Source organism: Herbaspirillum seropedicae (assembly GCF_001040945.1).
Lineage (GTDB): Bacteria > Pseudomonadota > Gammaproteobacteria > Burkholderiales > Burkholderiaceae_D > Herbaspirillum > Herbaspirillum seropedicae.
Window position 1 is genome coordinate 3,366,632 of sequence record NZ_CP011930.1, and the last position, 17,220, is coordinate 3,383,851.

Annotated in this window: 13 protein-coding genes; all 13 read right to left on the reverse strand. The window is 64.0% G+C overall.

Annotated features, from left to right (window positions below; all coding sequences use genetic code 11):
• Nucleotides 1-17: 17 nt before the first annotated feature.
• Nucleotides 18-1,379, reverse strand: coding sequence for a 23S rRNA (uracil(1939)-C(5))-methyltransferase RlmD (gene rlmD / locus ACP92_RS14790; RefSeq protein WP_013234918.1), 1,362 nt, complete (start codon nt 1,377-1,379; stop codon nt 18-20).
• Between the two features lie 167 nt (nt 1,380-1,546).
• The gene (gene rpoS / locus ACP92_RS14795) at nt 1,547-2,560 is read right to left on the reverse strand and encodes an RNA polymerase sigma factor RpoS (RefSeq protein ID WP_013234919.1); all 1,014 of its coding nucleotides are present in this window, start codon (nt 2,558-2,560) and stop codon (nt 1,547-1,549) included.
• Nucleotides 2,561-2,563: 3 nt separating this feature from the next.
• Nucleotides 2,564-3,562, reverse strand: a complete 999-nt coding sequence (locus ACP92_RS14800; protein WP_013234920.1) for a peptidoglycan DD-metalloendopeptidase family protein — start codon at nt 3,560-3,562, stop codon at nt 2,564-2,566.
• Nucleotides 3,563-3,789: 227 nt separating this feature from the next.
• Nucleotides 3,790-4,755, reverse strand: coding sequence for a protein-L-isoaspartate(D-aspartate) O-methyltransferase (locus ACP92_RS14805; RefSeq protein ID WP_013234921.1), 966 nt, complete (start codon nt 4,753-4,755; stop codon nt 3,790-3,792).
• Complete coding sequence (surE, locus tag ACP92_RS14810; protein ID WP_041310929.1) at nt 4,752-5,489, reverse strand: 5'/3'-nucleotidase SurE; 738 nt, start codon at nt 5,487-5,489, stop codon at nt 4,752-4,754. Before surE ends, ACP92_RS14805 begins: the two co-directional genes overlap by 4 nt.
• An 84-nt stretch (nt 5,490-5,573) precedes the next feature.
• The gene (locus ACP92_RS14815; RefSeq protein WP_013234923.1) at nt 5,574-6,521 is read right to left on the reverse strand and encodes a flagellar brake protein; all 948 of its coding nucleotides are present in this window, start codon (nt 6,519-6,521) and stop codon (nt 5,574-5,576) included.
• 1 nt (nt 6,522) lies between these two features.
• On the reverse strand, nt 6,523-8,595 hold the full coding sequence (locus ACP92_RS14820) for a DNA repair helicase YoaA (RefSeq protein WP_171941763.1): 2,073 nt from the start codon (nt 8,593-8,595) through the stop codon (nt 6,523-6,525).
• Nucleotides 8,596-8,895: 300 nt separating this feature from the next.
• Nucleotides 8,896-9,102, reverse strand: coding sequence for a YdcH family protein (locus tag ACP92_RS14825; RefSeq protein WP_006463294.1), 207 nt, complete (start codon nt 9,100-9,102; stop codon nt 8,896-8,898).
• Nucleotides 9,103-9,198: 96 nt separating this feature from the next.
• Complete coding sequence (locus tag ACP92_RS14830; RefSeq protein ID WP_232284849.1) at nt 9,199-10,068, reverse strand: hypothetical protein; 870 nt, start codon at nt 10,066-10,068, stop codon at nt 9,199-9,201.
• A gap of 26 nt (nt 10,069-10,094) precedes the next feature.
• The gene (gene zapE, locus ACP92_RS14835) at nt 10,095-11,192 is read right to left on the reverse strand and encodes a cell division protein ZapE (RefSeq protein WP_013234926.1); all 1,098 of its coding nucleotides are present in this window, start codon (nt 11,190-11,192) and stop codon (nt 10,095-10,097) included.
• Nucleotides 11,193-11,338: 146 nt separating this feature from the next.
• Nucleotides 11,339-12,766 (reverse strand): dihydrolipoyl dehydrogenase, encoded by a 1,428-nt coding sequence (gene lpdA / locus ACP92_RS14840; protein WP_013234927.1) that lies wholly within the window; start codon nt 12,764-12,766, stop codon nt 11,339-11,341.
• Nucleotides 12,767-12,891: 125 nt separating this feature from the next.
• Complete coding sequence (odhB, locus tag ACP92_RS14845; RefSeq protein ID WP_013234928.1) at nt 12,892-14,133, reverse strand: 2-oxoglutarate dehydrogenase complex dihydrolipoyllysine-residue succinyltransferase; 1,242 nt, start codon at nt 14,131-14,133, stop codon at nt 12,892-12,894.
• 88 nt (nt 14,134-14,221) lie between these two features.
• Nucleotides 14,222-17,086, reverse strand: a complete 2,865-nt coding sequence (locus ACP92_RS14850) for a 2-oxoglutarate dehydrogenase E1 component (protein WP_013234929.1) — start codon at nt 17,084-17,086, stop codon at nt 14,222-14,224.
• Nucleotides 17,087-17,220 lie beyond the last annotated feature (134 nt).

The following is a 17,220-nucleotide window of genomic DNA, read 5'->3' on the forward strand; positions in this document are numbered from 1 at the left end:
CATCGGGCGAGCCCGGCTCATTCGGGCAAGTCAAAGACAGCGATCGACTCGACGTGCGCCGTATGCGGGAACATGTTGACCACGCCGGCATACTTGAGCGCATAACCGCCCAGATGCACCAGCATGCCGGCGTCACGCGCCAGCGTGGCCGGGTTGCAAGAGACATAGACAATGCGCTTGGGCTTGAGATGCTGCTGCTCGGGCGGCAGCTCGACCAGCGCCTTGCATACTTCCATGGCGCCCTCGCGCGGCGGATCGATCAGCATGCGATCAAACTTGCCCAAGGCGACAAAGTCCTCCGGCTTGGCCTCGAAGAGGTTGCGGCAATAGAAGCTGGTCTTGGCGTCCACGCCATTGACCTTGGCATTGTCCAGCGCCCGCTCGGTCAAGGCGGTACTGCCTTCGATCCCCACCACTTCGCGCGCCAGCGTGGCGATGGGCAGCGTGAAGTTGCCCAGCCCGCAGAACAGGTCTGCCACGCGGTCTTGCGGCTGCACGTCCAGCAGACGCAAGGCGCGCGCAACCAGCACCCGATTGATCTGGTGGTTGACCTGGGTAAAGTCGGTGGGCTTGAAGGGCATGCGGATGCCGAATTCCGGCAGCGTATATTGCAGGCGCGATTGCGCCGGATAGTACGGCGCAGCCGTATCCGGACCCTTGGTCTGCAGCCACCACTCGATCTTGTGCTCGTCCGCAAAGCTCTTGAGCAGGACCTCATCGGCCGGCGACAGCGCTTCCATGATGCGCAAGACCAGCACGGTCACCTTGTTGCCATCGTCCCCCTCACCCACGGCCAGTTCGATCTGCGGCATACGGTCCCGGATGGACAGCCCGGCCACCAGCTCACGCAGCGGCACCAGCATGGCCGAGACATTGGGCGGAAGGATTTCGCAGGTCTTCATGTCGGCGATGAAGGAAGAGCGCTTCTCGTGGAAGCCCACCAGCACCCCGCCCTTCTTGGCCACATGGCGCACCGAGATGCGGGCGCGGTAGCGATAGCCCCAGGTCGGGCCATAGATGGGACGCAGCATCACCTCGGCCTTGGTCTTGCCCAGGTGCCAGAGGTTGTCTTCCAGCACGCGCTGCTTCATGGCGACCTGGGCCGAGGGCTCCAGGTGCTGCATGGCGCAGCCGCCACAGGTGCCGAAGTAGTCGCAGCGCGGCTTGACCCGCAGCGAGGACTCGCTGTGCAGCGTGGTCATCACGCCGGCTTCCCACTTGGGCTTCTTGCGATAGGACTGGAAACTGACCCGCTCGCCCGGCAAAGCGCCTTCGACGAAGATGACCTTGCCTTGCGTGCCGTCCTCGTTTTCGAGGTGGCCAACGCCGCGCCCGTCCATGTCGAGCGACTTGATTTCGATGATGATGTCTTGTTGCATGAGGGAAACCACGAGGGTGGGACCGGAGTCCGCTGCCAAAAAACAAAAGCGGTATTGTCCGCGATCCGGCGGCGCGAGGGAAGCGCGATGCGCCTGTCGCAGCGCACCGTTCACGCAAAAGGTGATCAAACCGGAAAGAAAACAGCCGCGCCAGGCCGCCGCGCAGCTTAGAACAAGGCGTCGCGCCCCACCCCGCGCGACGTCAGCAGGCGCTTGAGCTTGATCAGCGCCTCCTGTTGCACCTGACGCACACGCTCGCGGGTGATGCCCATCTCGCTGGCCAACTGCTCCAGGGTGGACGGGTCGTCATTGTCCAGGCCGAAACGCCGCGCCACCACCACCCGTTGCTTTTCCGACAGGCTCTTGAGCCATTCGCGGATCAGCACGGCCATCTCCTGGCTCTCGGCACGGGTATCGGGATGCTCTTCCACGGCGCTGGGCAAGAGGTCCATGAGGCTGGCCTGCGGGTCGTTGTCCAGCGGCGTATCCAGGGAGGCGGCGTGCTCGGACAGGGCCAGCACGTCCTGCACCTCTTCCACCGGGCGATCGACCAGATGGGCGATATCCTCGGCGCTGGCGTCGCGACCGTCGCGCTGCTGCGCCTCCAGGTGATACTTGGCGCGCAGGATCTGGTTCAGTTCACGCACCATGTGGACCGGCAAGCGCACCGTGCGCGCCTGGTTCATGATGGCGCGCTCGATGCTCTGGCGTATCCACCAGGTGGCATAGGTCGAAAAACGGAAACCGCGCTCGGGCTCGAACTTGTCGATGGCGCGCATGAGGCCCAGGTTGCCCTCTTCGATGAGGTCCAGCAGGGCCACGCCGCGGTTGATGTAGTGCTTGGCAATGGACACCACCAGCCGCAGGTTGTGCTCGATCATCTTCTGGCGCGCCACGAATTCACCCGCCTTGGCCTGGGTGGCGAAATGCAACTCCTCGGCGGCCGTCAACAGGGGCTTGGCGCCGATCTTGTTCAGATAGTGCTGGGTGGTATCGGTGGAAAGCTCGGCGGCGAGCACCTTCTTGAGCTCGTCCACACCCTCGGCGGGCGCGGCTTCCTGGACTTCTTCGCCGGCATCGCCGTCGATCACTTCCGGTTCATCTATCTCATCAACAGAATCGTCCAATTCCTCTTCACGAGGGTCCTGGTCTGGCAAGTGATCGCGGCGATTGCTTGTCATACGCTAACGTGGCGGTAAGTATTTGGAAGGATCAACAGGCTTGCCCTGCTGGCGGATTTCGAAGTGCAGCTTGACGGTATCACTGTCGGACTTGCCCATCTCGGCGATCTTCTGCCCCTTGGTGACGCTCTGGCCTTCCTTGACCAGGATGGTCTGGTTGTGCGCATACGCCGACAACAGGTTGCTGGTGTGCTTGATGATGACCAGGTTGCCATAGCCACGGATGCCGCTGCCGGCATACATGACCTTGCCCGCACCGGCGGCCAGCACGGCCTGCCCGGCCTTGCCGGCGATGTCCACGCCCTTCTTGCCACCTTCGAAGGTGCCCACCACCTTGCCTTCGGCAGGCCACATCCACGAGACGCCTTCATCATCGGCCGCGGCCTGGCTGGCAGCGGCGGCCGGCTTGTCGGCTGCATGCGGCTGCTCGGCCTTGGCCGGGGCGGAAGGCGCGGCCGATGCAACCGATGTACCCGAGGCAGCCGGCGCGGAAGGCGCGTCAGGCTTTTCCAGCTCGGCCAGTGCGCTTTCCGAATACGGACGCTTGTCGCCGCGCGGACCGGTCTTGTTGCTGCCCACCGGCACCGGCGCTGCCGGCGCCGAGGTGCCAGGCGCGCCCAGCGGCTTGACCTCCAGACCCGCCGCCGGCGAAGCTGCAATCGCCGCGGTCTGGGCCGTACCCGGTGCGCGGTCCGGAGGGGCCACGCGCAAGGTTTGATCGACCTTGATGTCATTCGGGTTGGTCAGGTTGTTCCAGGCCACGATGTCGCGCCAGTTCTGACCTGCCTCCAGGGCGATACGGTACAGGGTATCGCCTTTCTTGACGGTATAGTACCCACGTCCCGACGGCGCAGGGGCGGCGGGCGCGGTCGCCGCATCGACAACCTTGCCAGTGCTGCTGGTGCGCTCCACGACGGGGGCCGGCTGCTGATTCGGTGTCGAGCCGCAGGCGGCCAGCAGACTCACGACACTCCCCAATACAGCCAAACGAATTTTCTTCATGCTCTTACGTTAGATTTTGTACGACGCTAGTTGACCCGCAGCCAGCGCCAGAAGTTCATCAGGGAAAGACAGCCCACCCTCTGCATGCGAGCGTCATCCGATGCGGCTTGACCTGCTTGTGCCTGGTGACGCCCATTCCCCGTATCGACGATTGCCGGCAGATCCCGGTCTGGACCGGCCCTGCCATTCATTTTAAATTGCCCATGCCGCCGAGGCTGGCCGCGCCATTACACGGTACCCGGGCGCAGCGGCACGAAATGGCATTGCTCCAGCGTGGTGCGGCGCCAGTCGCGCGGTCCTACCCGTTCTATCAACTCCAGTACCTGCTGCCGTTCACCCACGGGGGCGACCAGGCGGCCACCGACGGCCAACTGCTCCAGCAAGGCCTGCGGCACCTCCAGCCCGGCAGCTGCCAGGATGATGCCGTCAAAAGGCGCCACCTGCGGCAGGCCAAGCATACCATCTCCGTAATGCAAGCGGATGTTTGCCACCCGCAATGGACGCAGATTGGTCTTGGCCAGTTCGTGCAGAGGCTTGATGCGCTCGATGGAATACACCTCACCCGCCACCCGGGACAGCACGGCCGCCTGATAACCGCAGCCGGTCCCGATCTCCAGCACCCGGTCCAGCCGGCCGCCATGGCGGTTCTGGCGCATGATCTCGATCATCCGCGCCACGATATAGGGTTGGGAAATGGTCTGGTGATGGCCGATGGGCAAGGAAGCATCGATATAGGCCTGACTGGCCAGACCCGGCTCCACGAACATGTGGCGCGGCACCGCCTCCAGCGCCGCCAGCACCTTGGCGTCAGCTACCCCCTGCTTGGCCACGCGCGCCACCATGGCCTTGCGCACGGCTTCGGAAGCCAGCGGCGAGGCGTGATGGGAAGCGTTGGTCTGGGTCACCGTCATGACATTGCTGACCGCAGTGCGCGGCACCGGCGCGGCGCTCAGCAGGGGCTGGGCTGGCGGCACGGGCGCGCGCGGTGGCGCCGGAGGCGGGCGCAATGCCTGCGCCAGCCCCTGCTGCACCGGCTTGAGCGCAGCGCGCTGGGACGACTGGGCGGCATTCTTGGCGGCCGTCTGGGTGGTCGCCTGGGGGCGGCCAGCCGCGTCCCGCCCGACTCCTGCAGCCTTCTTCTTGTCCACCACCGAGGACAGCGAGAGCGGAAAGCGGCTGGTCTTGTCGCTCATGCAAGCGCTTTCTTCAGGTTGGCCAGTTGGGCGGTATGGGTCAGGTCGATCTGTAGCGGGGTGATGGAGACATACCCCTGCGCGGTGGCATGGAAATCGGTTCCCTCGCCGCCATCGCGGGCCGCACCGGCCGGGCCGATCCAGTACAGGTCGCGGCCATGCGGATCGGTCAGCTTGTGGACCGGCTCGGACACGTGGCGCTTGCCCAGCCGCGTGGCCTGAGTGCCCTTGATCTCTTCATAGGGCAGATTGGGAATGTTGACGTTGAGCAGATAGGGCTGCGGCAGCGCATCGAAGCGGCGCTCGACGATCTCGCGGGCGATGCGCGCAGCCGACTTCAGCTCGGCCCATCCCTTGTGCAATTGCGAAAAGGCGATCGAGGGGATGCCGAACAGGAACCCCTCGGTCGCGGCCGCCACGGTTCCCGAATACAGCGTGTCGTCGCCCATGTTCTGCCCCTGGTTGATGCCGGAGACGATCAGGTCGGGACGTTCCTTGAGCAAGCCCGTCAATGCGACGTGGACGCAATCGGAGGGCGTGCCGTTGAGATAGTAGAAGCCGTTGGCGGCCTGCTCCACCCACAGCGGACGATCCAGCGTCAGGGAATTGGAGCTGCCTGAGCGGTTGCTGTCGGGGGCCACTACGGTAATGTCGGCGATGGGCGCCAGCACCTCGGCCAGGGCGTTGATGCCGGGCGCGAGATAACCATCGTCGTTGCTGATGAGGATTTTCATGGGCTGAATTTTAACCGAAGCCGGGCCTTGGACAGCCCTCTCGCCAGACATTCTGATGCAGCCTCGCGCACCCGGCGGGACGGCCTATTCCTGCGCGCTCAGTTCCTGGTAGACGTAGGCCGACAACACCAGCTTGTCACGCACGGTCATGTTGGAAAATTCCACCCCGTACTGGTAGAAATCGGCCTCCCCCAGCGCTTCCACGGTACGCAGCACCACCCGCAGATCCAGGGTCAGTTGCTGGTCGGCTACAGAAGCCACAAAGCGCAGCCTGCCGACCACGCCCTTCTGCGCAGCCACCCTGCCAGACAAGGACGTCGCCACCAGCGACGCCCCGGCCAGGCTCAGGTCGATCACGCTGGCCGCCACGGGAGTATTACCGTCCACCTCCAGATAGCCCTCTGCCCCCACCGGCACCCGGGTGGCCTGGCGGATCACGGTGGAGCGGACCTCGCGCGGCATCGCCAGGTGCAGGTAGACGAAAGGCGTCTGCTGGTACTTCAGCAACTGGGACGAAAACGCATAGGCCCGGCGCCCCGTCAGGGCTCGCACCACGAAGGCCTGCCCATCGCGCATGAACAATTGCTTGCCATCCTTCTGCGGCGCGGTCACCAGGATACTGCGGCCGGGCAGGCAACCCACGAGGTTGACCGCATAGCGCTGGGCGGCGTCCTCAGCCAATTGCAGCCACAAGGTGTCGCCGATCTGCCAGCGCACTTCTTCCATGGTGATCACCGTCTGCTGGCCACGCGCAGCGGCAGCAGGCTTGACGGGCCGCTTGCCGCCGACCTTCTTGCGCAATACATCGCGCGCCTGGGGCAAGGGCACTGACTCGGTATCCGGCTCGGCCACCCAGCGGGCATTGCGGTAAAGACCATTCTCGATCAGGCCGGCCAGTTGGTCGGGCGTGTCGATCATGGTGCCGCGCGCCAGCAGCAGTTTGCCGACCTCGTTGTAAATGGGCCAGGGCGCGGGCTTGCCCAAGACCAGCTCGGTGGCGCGCACCGGCACCAGGGAAGTGTGATCAGCCATTTCAGTGTTGCTCCGGACCAGCGCCCTCGCCTGCAGCCGCCGCCCGGCGCGCATCCTGCTCGCGGAAGAAGGCTTGCACCACCTCCTGCTCGCGGGTGCGCTTGAACGGTGGCAGGCTCTGCCAGATGCGGCGGCCATAGTTCTTGGTAATGATGCGGGGGTCGCAGATCATCAGTACGCCCCGGTCGCCCTCGTCACGGATCAGGCGGCCCGCGCCCTGCTTGAGGTTGATGATGGCCGCAGGCAGTTGATGATGGACGAAGCCGTTCAAGCCCTGCTTTTCCATCTCGCTGATGCGCGCTGCCAGTACCGGGTCATCGGGCGGGGAGAACGGCAGCTTGTCGATGATGACCAGCGAGAGCGCATCGCCGCGCACGTCCACGCCTTCCCAGAAGCTCTGGCTGCCGATCAGCACGCCATTGCCGGCGGCACGGAAACGGTCCAGCAATTCGGTGCGTCCAGCCTCCCCCTGCACGAACAGCGGGAAGGCATGGCCGCGCGCCTCGAATTCGGCGCGCAGGCGTTCGGCCGCACGATTGACCGCGCGCAGCGTGGTACAGAGGAAGAAGCAGCGACCACCGGCCGCCTCGATGATGGGCAGCGCGGCGTCGATGACCGCGTCGGTGTATTCGAAGGAATTGGGTTGCGGCAGGTTTTGCGGCACGTACAGGATGCCCTGCTCGCCATAGTTGAACGGGCTGGGCCAGGACTGCGCCGGTGCATTCCACAAGCCCATCTGGGCGGCGTAGTGATTGAAATCCTTCTTCACCGCCAGCGTGGCCGAGGTAAATATCCAGGAACGCGGCGTACCTTCCCGCTGCTTGTTGAAGATGGGAGCGATCGACAGCGGCGTGCGGTGCAGTTGCAGGGAGGACTGGAAAGCCTCCACCCACAAGACGTAGAAGGGTTTCTGGCCAGACGGCTCCTGTTGCTCATCACCCGACTCCGCGCGCTTGGCTTCGGCAGGCTTGGCCGCCGCCTTGGCGGCCGCTTCGGCCTGGATCTTCTCCAGCTCCTCGGGCGTACCCCAGTTTTCCAGTTGGCGCAGCAATTCGTTGGCGCGGTCGCGACACTGCTCGATGGTCTCGGCGCGCTCGGCCTGCTTCTCCAGCACGGTGATCATGTCGTCCATGCAGTCCTTGAGCGTATCGAGGGCCGGGAAGAAGGTGCTGGAGGGTGCGATCTGGTTCAGCGCCAGGCGCACCGAGTCTTCGGAAAACGCCAGCCGCAGATCGCGCGCGGCACGCTCTACCGGAGCCACCAGACGCGCCCAGTCGGCGCCGTCACGGGCATGCGACAGGCCTTCGGCCAGCACGTCGCGGCACAGCTCCAGGATCTGCGAGGTCGAGATCGTCTCGCCAAAGAACAGCGTGGCGGTATCCGGCAACTGGTGGGCCTCATCGAAGATCACGGTATTGGCCGAGGGCAGCAGTTCGGCGATGCCGGTGTCCTTCAGGGCCACGTCGGCAAAGAAGAGGTGATGGTTGACCACCACCACATCGGCCTGCTGGGCTTCCTTGCGCGCCTTCATGACAAAGCAATCCTGGTAATACTGGCATTCCGCGCCAAAGCAGGTATCGCGGGTAGACGTCACCAGATTCCATACCGAGGCTGTTTCCGGCACCTTGGTCAGCTCGGCCTTGTCGCCGGATGAGGTGGATTTGACGAAGCGCGAAATCTCGCGCAGATAGCCCACATCCTCGCGCGCGGTCAGGCGGCCGTTCTGCAGCGTGCGCTCCAGGTGGAAATGGCAGACGTAGTTGCTGCGCCCCTTGAGCAAGGCCACCGAGACCGGTGCGTGCAGGGCCTTGCGCACGGTCGGGATGTCGCGGTTGAACAGTTGGTCCTGCAAGGTCTTGGTGCCGGTGGAGACGATGGTCTTGCCGCCCCACAGCAGCGCCGGCACCAGATAGGCGAAGGTCTTGCCGGTGCCGGTACCTGCCTCGGCGATCAGGGTCCCCTGGCCGGCGATGGCCGTGGCGATGGCCTTGGCCATCTCGGTCTGGGCATGGCGGGGCCGGTAGCTGCCCACGGCGCCGCCCAAGGGGCCGCCCGCGCCGAACAGACGGTCGATCTCGGCGTCGTGGACGCCCGGCGCCGCGACCGCAGCCGCGTCTTCGGGCGTTGCGGGAGTGAGGTCGCTGGCACTGCGATCGGGGATCTCGGCGGGGGCTTCTGGAGCAGTCACTGCGGCAAACCTGTAGAAAAGAGTGAGACAGCGCAGCCCACAGCAATGACTGCGCACGGCCCCTCAAAGGGAACAAGCCGCTATTTTACGCGGAGTCGGGCGCTGGCTCCGATATCGGTGCACAGGCGCTCCCTGCGTAGCAGGAATTCGGCATGGGGGTACGGCGCAGCGCGCCGACGGACAGGCTCAGGCGGGGATATCAGGGACCAGCTGCATCTTCAGCAGCGCGATATGGTCTTTCAGTTGCAGCTTGCGCTTCTTCAGGCGGCGCAATTGCAGGTCTTCCGAACGGGCATCGCGGATCAGCATATCGATCACGCTGTCGAGATCACGGTGCTCGACTTCGAGTTCGATGATGCGGCGCTGGATGTCTTCGCGATGCGTACTGGTCATGATGAGCTGGCTCGTTGCTGATGTGCTTGCTAGTGTAATGCACCCGCTTGCGCACGCCAATCGGCATGCGCAAGTCCTGATCGCAAAGTTGCCCGCCTAGCGGGCTGCCGGGGCGGTCGTCGGCGAGTCCTGCTGCTGGTTCTGCAGGTTCTGCTGGCGCTGGGCGCGTTCGCGCTCCTTCTCCGCCTTGTTGCGTTCTACCTCCAGGCGGTGCTGCTCGGCCTCCTGGATGCGGCGCTGGCGCTCGGCGGCATTGGCGGCGCGCTCCGGCGCACGGGCAGCGTCCTCGGCCCGCTGCTGACGCTGCTTGGCCTCGTGCTCGCGCACGCGGTAATCGGCGGGCACGTCCTTGTTGGCGTCGATGCGCTGCTGGACTTCACGATTCTTGGCGTTGCTTTCCTGCACCTTGCGGGCCGAATCGGCTTCCTTTTGCTTCTGCTCGGCCTGGCGGCGGGCGGCGTCTTCCTGATCCTTGGCGCGCTGGTCGGCCAGCGAACGGTCGCGGTCATCGACGTTGGCCTGGCGCTGGAACACATTGGCCTCGTACTCGGCCTGCTTGAGGTCCTTCTCGGCCAGGCGCTTGCGGTCCCTGGCTTCTTCCAGGCACTTGTTGACCAGGAACTTGGGGGCGCAGGCGCGCTGGTCGAGCACATAGCGCAGCTGGACCGCCTGGCGATCCTCGGCCACCTCATCGAGCACCGCCTGAGCCATTTCCACCGACTTGATCGAACCCGCAGGGTAGCGCTGGCGGATCGGCGTACGCGCCTCGATCTGCTCGAAGCGCTCGCGCGTCATGGGCGCAGCTGTCACAGGCGCCGGCGCTGCAGCGGTGGCGGCGCCGCCCGCTGGCGCTGCGGCCTGGCGGGTATCCGGTGCCTGGGCTGCGACGCCGCCAGCGGCCAGCATCAGCACCAGCGCGCACAGGGAAACGGAGACGCCCTTGGCATCGGCAAAGAAAACTTGCATGTCGTTCTTGATCATCGGTTGAGGGTTCAGGAGAGGCTGTCGGCGATGGAGCGGCGATCCGCATCCAGGTATTCCTTGGACTGCATCTCAATGATACGTGAAACGGTACGGTGGAATTCGTTGGACAGCGTACCCACGGTGTAAAGCTCGTCCGGTTCCACGGCGGCCGACATGATCAGCTTGACCTTGTGGTCGTAGAACACGTCGATGAGCCAGGTAAAGCGGCGCGCCTCCGACGACATGGCCGCCGACATGCGCGGAATGCCCGACAGGATCACGGTCTGGAAGCGGCTGGCCAGTTCCAGGTAATCGTTCTGCGAACGCGGCCCGCCGCACAGGGTGGCGAAATCGAACCAGATGGCGCTGCCGGCGCGACGCAAAGCGCGAATCTCGCGGGCTTCGATGTGCACGCGCGGATCCTCTTCCGTCGCCTCGGCCACAGCGGCAAAGGCGGCCCGCAGCTCTTCGTCGGTCTTGGCGTTCAGGGGCGTGTGGTAGACCTTGACCTGCTCCAGCACGCGCTTGCGGTAGTCGATGCCGGCGTCGATGTTCATGACGTCCAGCTTTTCCTTGAGCAGCGCAATGGTCGGCAGCATGCGGTCGCGGTGCAGGCCATCCGGATAGAGCGTGCTGGGCTCGTAGTTGGACGTCATGACGAAGGACACGCCGTGATCGAACAGGCCCTTCAAGAGGTTGTAGAGGATCATCGCATCGGCGATGTCGGAGACGTGGAATTCGTCGAAACAGATCAGGCGGTACTTCTTGGCGATGCGCTTGGCGACCTCGTCCAGCGGGTCGGCAATGCCCTTCAATTCATCGAGCTGGCGATGCACATCGCGCATGAATTCGTGGAAGTGCAGGCGCGTCTTGCGCACCACCGGCACCACCGAATAGAAGCTGTCCATCAGGAAGGACTTGCCGCGCCCTACCCCGCCCCACATGTAGACGCCGCGCGGCACGGCCGGCCGGCTGATCAGGCGCTTGAAGGTGGAGGCGCGCTGGGCCTTGTAGGCCACCCATTCCTCATAGGCGCGCTGCAGGCGCTCGATGGCGCGCAACTGCGCTTCATCAGGTTGGTAACCGCGCTGGGACAGCGACTGTTCGTAGAATTGACGGACATCCATGGTGTGGTCTTGTAAAACGACAATGGGCGAGCCAGGCTCGCCCATTGGGTTGGCATCTCAATGCGCACTATGCGGGCAACTCGAACGCGGCCAGCCCCAGGGGCTGGCCAGGCGTCGGCGACCCGTATTGTCGCACTGATCGCGCATCAGAAGTTCAATGCGCGCTTGTCGACGGCCAGAGCCGCTTCCTTGGTCGCTTCGGACAGCGAGGGGTGAGCGTGGCAGATACGGGCGATGTCTTCGGAGGAAGCACGGAATTCCATCGCCACGACGGCTTCGGAAATCAGCTCGGAGGCCATCGGGCCGACGATGTGCACGCCCAGGATCTCATCGGTCTTGGCATCGGCCAGGAACTTCACCATGCCCGAGGTATCGCCCAGCGCACGGGCGCGGCCGTTGGCCAGGAACGGGAAGGTACCGGCCTTGTACTGCACGCCTTCGGCCTTCAGTTGCTGCTCGGTCTTGCCGACCCAGGCGATTTCCGGCGAGGTGTAGATGACCCAGGGAATGGTGTTGAAGTTGACGTGACCATGCTGACCAGCGATACGCTCGGCCACGGCAACGCCTTCTTCCTCAGCCTTGTGGGCCAGCATCGGACCACGGACCACGTCACCGACCGCCCACACGTTGGGCAGGTTGGTCTTGCAGTCGCCGTCCACGGCGATGAAGCCGCGCTCGTCCAGCTTCAGGCCCACGCCTTCGGCGTTGAGGCCAATGGTGTTGGGGGTACGGCCGATCGAGACGATCAGCTTGTCGAATTCGCCGGTGTGGGCGTCGCCCTTGGCATCGGTGTATTCGACGGAAACGCTGTTCTTGCCAGCCTTGATGGCGCCGATCTTCACACCCAGGTTCACGGCCAGGCCTTGCTTGGTCAGCAGCTTCTGGGCTTCCTTGGCGATCTGCTCGTCCACTGCACCCAGGAAGGTCGGCAGCGCCTCCAGCACGGTCACTTCCGCGCCCAGGCGACGCCAGACCGAACCCATTTCCAGGCCGATCACGCCGGCGCCGATCACGCCCAGCTTCTTCGGCACTTCGGTGATGGACAGTGCGCCGGTGTTGGAGAGGATCAGCTTTTCATCGAACTCGGCGCCCGGCAGTGCGCGGGCGTTGGAGCCGGTAGCGACGATGACGTGCTTGGCGGTGATGGTTTCTTCGGCAGCACCCGCGACCTTGATTTCGTAGCCATTGGCGTCGCCCTTGACGAAGGAGCCGCGGCCGTGGAAGAAGCTGACCTTGTTCTTCTTGAACAGGTACAGGATGCCGTCGTTGTTCTGCTTGACCACGGTATTCTTGCGGCCCAGCATCTTTTCCAGGTTCAGGCCCAGGCCCTTGACTTCGATGCCGTGCTCGGCGAAGCCGTGGCTGGCGTGCTCATAGTGTTCGGAGGATTGCAGCAGCGCCTTGGAGGGGATGCAGCCGACGTTGGTGCAGGTGCCGCCCGGTGCGGGGCCGCCCTTTTCGTTCTTCCATTCGTCGATGCAGGCGGTGTTGAAGCCCAGTTGCGCTGCGCGGATGGCGGCGATGTAACCGCCAGGGCCGCCACCGATGACGACCACGTCAAAATTCTTGCTCATGTGTGTATTCCTGATTCGTTGTGCGCATCCGCTTCTAGCTCAACTTCCAGCCTGAAGCGGATGCAAAAAGGCGCTGAATGCCTGGGGCCGTTCAGCGCCTAGCTCACGCCGTGATGGCCGGTTGCTTACAGATCCAGCAGCAGACGGGCCGGGTCTTCCAGGGCTTCCTTGATCGCGACCAGCGACAGGACGGCTTCGCGGCCGTCGATGATGCGGTGGTCATAGGACAGCGCGAAGTAGTTGATCGGACGAACCACGACCTGGCCGTTTTCAACCACAGCGCGTTCCTTGGTGGCGTGGATGCCCAGGATCGCCGATTGCGGCGGGTTGATGATCGGGGTCGACAGCATGGAACCGAAGGTACCGCCGTTGGAGACGGTGAAGGTACCGCCCGACAGTTCTTCGATGGACAGCTTGCCGTCCTTGGCCTTCTGGCCGAATTCACCGATCTTCTTCTCGATGTCGGCAATCGACATCTGGTCCGCATCACGCAGGATGGGCACCACCAGACCGCGCGGCGAACCGACGGCCACGCCGATGTCGAAGTAGCCGTGGTAGACGATGTCGTTGCCATCGACCGAGGCGTTGACGATCGGGTACTTCTTCAGGGCATGCACGACCGCCTTGACGAAGAAGGACATGAAGCCCAGCTTGACGCCGTGTTCCTTCTCGAACTTGTCCTTGTACTTGTTGCGCAGGTCGATGACCGGCTGCATGTTGATTTCGTTGAAGGTGGTCAGGATGGCGTTGGTCGATTGCGACTGCACCAGACGCTCGGCCACGCGGGCACGCAGGCGGCTCATCGGCACGCGCTGTTCCGGACGGCTTTCCAGACCGGCCTTGACCGGGGCGGCGACTTGCGCCAGGGCCGGCTTGGCAGCGGCGGCAGGTGCGGCAGCAGGAGCCGACAGCGCGCCCAGCACGTCGCCCTTGGTCACGCGGCCATCCTTGCCGGTGCCGGTGACTTGCGAGGTCGACAGGTTGTTGTCGGCCAGCAGCTTGGCGGCGGCCGGCATGGCGACGTCGCCCTTGGAAGCCAGCTCGGGAGCGGCGACCGGGGTCGGTTCGTTGGTCGCTTGCGGTGCGGGAGCCGCCTTGACTTCGGTCGGGGCCACTTGGGCGGAAGCGTCGGTGTCGAGGATGGCGATCACTTCACCGGCCACGACGGTTGCGCCGTCGGCCTTGATGATCTGGGTGATCACGCCGGCGTCCGGCGAGGGCAGTTCCAGCACGACCTTGTCGGTCTCGATGTCGATCAGGTTTTCGTCACGGGAAACGGGTTCGCCAACCTTCTTGTGCCATTGCAGCAGGGTCGCTTCGGCGACGGATTCCGACAACTGCGGGACTTTTACTTCGATTTGAGCCATTTTCAGGATTCTCCGATTTTCGGGTGATTTCGTTCTTATGGAAACAGGGACGCCCTGCCCTCGCAGCGCGTCCCGTTTGCATCGATGATTACTTGGTCAGCACAAAGCCCTTGAGCTTGGCGAAGGCGGTTTCGATCAGCGCCTTTTGCTGTGCGTAGTGCTTGTCGTAGTAACCGACGGCCGGCGAGGCGCTGGCCGGGCGGCCTGCATAGGCCAGCTTCTGACCTTCGGAGAGATTCTCGAAGATGTTGTGCTGGATCTGCAGCCATGCGCCCTGGTTCTGCGGCTCGTCCTGTGCCCACACCAGTTCGTTGAAGTTGGGGAACTGCTTCAACGCGGCCGCGAAGGCCTTGTGCGGGAACGGATACAGCTGCTCGACGCGGATGATGGCGGTATCGGTCTGGCCACGTTCCTTGCGGGCGTTGACCAGGTCGTAGTACACCTTGCCCGAGCAGGCGACGATGCGCTTGACCTTCTTGGCGTCGATGGTCTCATCGACTTCCGGAATCACGGTCTGGAACGAACCCTTGGCCAGGTCGGACAGCGGGGAACCGGCATCCTTGTTACGCAGCAGCGACTTCGGCGTCATGATGATCAGCGGCTTGCGGAACAGGCGGATCATCTGGCGACGCAGCAGGTGGAAGATCTGCGCAGCGGTGGTGGGCTGCACGACCTGCATGTTGTTGTCGGCGCACAGCTGGAGGTAACGCTCGATACGTGCGGACGAGTGTTCCGGACCCTGGCCTTCGTAGCCGTGGGGCAGCATCTGCACCAGGCCCGAGGCACGGCCCCACTTCACTTCGCCGGAGCTGATGAACTGGTCCATGACGACCTGGGCGCCGTTGGCGAAGTCGCCGAACTGGGCTTCCCAGATGGTCAGGGTGTTCGGTTCAGCGGTCGAGTAGCCATATTCGAAGGCCAGCACGGCTTCTTCGGACAGCACCGAGTCGATCACGGTGAAGGTGGACTGGTTTTCCGCCACGTTCTGCAGCGGGATGAAGGTACCGGCATCCCAACGCTCGCGGTTCTGGTCGTGCAACACGGCGTGACGGTGGGTGAAGGTGCCACGGCCGGCATCCTGACCGGTCAGGCGCACGGCATAGCCGGACGAGACCAGGCTGGCGTAGGCCAGGTGTTCGCCCATGCCCCAGTCCAGGTTCATTTCGCCACGGCCCATGGCGGCGCGGTCGTTCAAGACCTTCTCGACCAGCGAGTGGACCTTGAAGCCTTCCGGCACGGTGGTGATCTTGGCGGCCAGGCGCTTCAATTCAGCCATCGGCACGGCGGTTTCGGCGGCGTCGGTCCACTTGCGGTTCAGGAACGGCAGCCAGTCGACGGCGTACTTGCTCTTGAAGTTGGTCAGCACCGGATCGATGGCGTGCTTGCCGGCGTCCATCGCGGCGCGGTAGGCCTTGACCAGCTCTTCGCCGCCATCGGCGGGGATGGTCTGCTGGGTCACCAGCTTGTCGGCGTAGAGCTTCCGGGTGCCGGGGTGCTGGGCGATCTTCTTGTACATCAGCGGCTGGGTCAGCGCAGGGGTATCTTGCTCGTTGTGGCCCAGCTTGCGGAAGCAGATGATGTCGACCACGATGTCCTTCTTGAACTTCATGCGGTAGTCGACAGCGATCTGGGTGGCGAACACGACGGCTTCCGGATCATCGCCGTTGACGTGCAGCACCGGGGCTTCGATCATCTTGACCACGTCCGAGCAGTACAGGGTCGAGCGGGAGTCGCGCGGATCGGAAGTGGTGAAGCCGATCTGGTTGTTGATGACGATGTGAACCGTGCCGCCGGTGCCGTAGCCACGGGTCTGCGCCAGGTTCAAGGTTTCCATCACCACGCCTTGGCCGGCGAAGGCGGCGTCGCCGTGCACCAGGATCGGCAGCACTTGCGAGCCATCCTTGTCGCCGCGGCGATCCATACGGGCCTTGACCGAACCCTCGACCACCGGGTTGACGATTTCCAGGTGGGACGGGTTGAAGGCCAGCGACAGGTGGACCGGGCCGCCAGGGGTCGACACGTCCGAGGAGAAGCCCTGGTGGTACTTGACGTCACCGGCCGGCAGGTCGTCAGCGTGACGGCCTTCGAATTCGGAGAACAGTTCCTGCGGGGTCTTGCCCAGGATGTTGACCAGCACGTTCAGACGGCCACGGTGGGCCATGCCGATGACGATTTCCTGCACGCCCTTTTCACCGGCGCGCTGGATGGTTTCGTCCAGCGAGGCGATGAAGGACTCGCCGCCTTCCAGCGAGAAGCGCTTCTGGCCGACGTACTTGGTGTGGAGGTAGCGTTCCAGGCCTTCAGCGGCGGTCAGGCGTTCCAGGATGTGCTTCTTCTTCTCGGAGGAGAAGCTGGGCACGGCACGGGTCGGCTCCAGGCGCTCTTCCAGCCAGCGCACTTCGGCCATGTCCGAGATGTAGGTGAACTCGGCGCCGATGGAGCGCGTGTAGGTGTCGCGCAGCATCTGCAGCAGGTCGCGCAGGGAGGCGGTTTCCGGGCCGAAGTAGGTGTTGTTGATGTTGAACACGATGTCCATGTCGGCATCGGTGAAGCCGTAGAAGGAGGGATCGAGTTCGGGGATATTGGGGCGTTCCTGGCGCTGCAGCGGGTCCAGGTTGGCGAAACGGGAACCGAGGTCACGGTAGCCGGCGATCAGTTGGGTGACAGCGACGCGCTTGCGGCCCATGTCGGAGTCGGCGGAAGCGATGACGGTGCGGATCGGGCCTTGCTTGGCGCGTTCGGCGAAGGAAGCGATCACCGGAGCGTGGGCCACGTCAGGACGGGTGGAGCCGTCGGTAGCGGGAACGTGTTGCACGGCGTCGAAATAAGCACGCCAGTTGTCGGGGACGGAGCCGGGATTATTCAGGTAGGCTTCGTACAGTTCTTCGATGTACGGAGCATTCCCACCGAACAGGTAGGAGTTGATGTTGTATTGCTCGTAGAGCTTTGTCATTTGCTCACCTTTCTTCGCGCTTCGCGAGATTAGCGGGTTTCTACACCTTCCGCGACACGGCCTGACCGGTTAGCGGATTGCATCAAGTTGTGGGGGAAGGACCTTGTCTACCTGAACTTCTGTACGTCATCCAG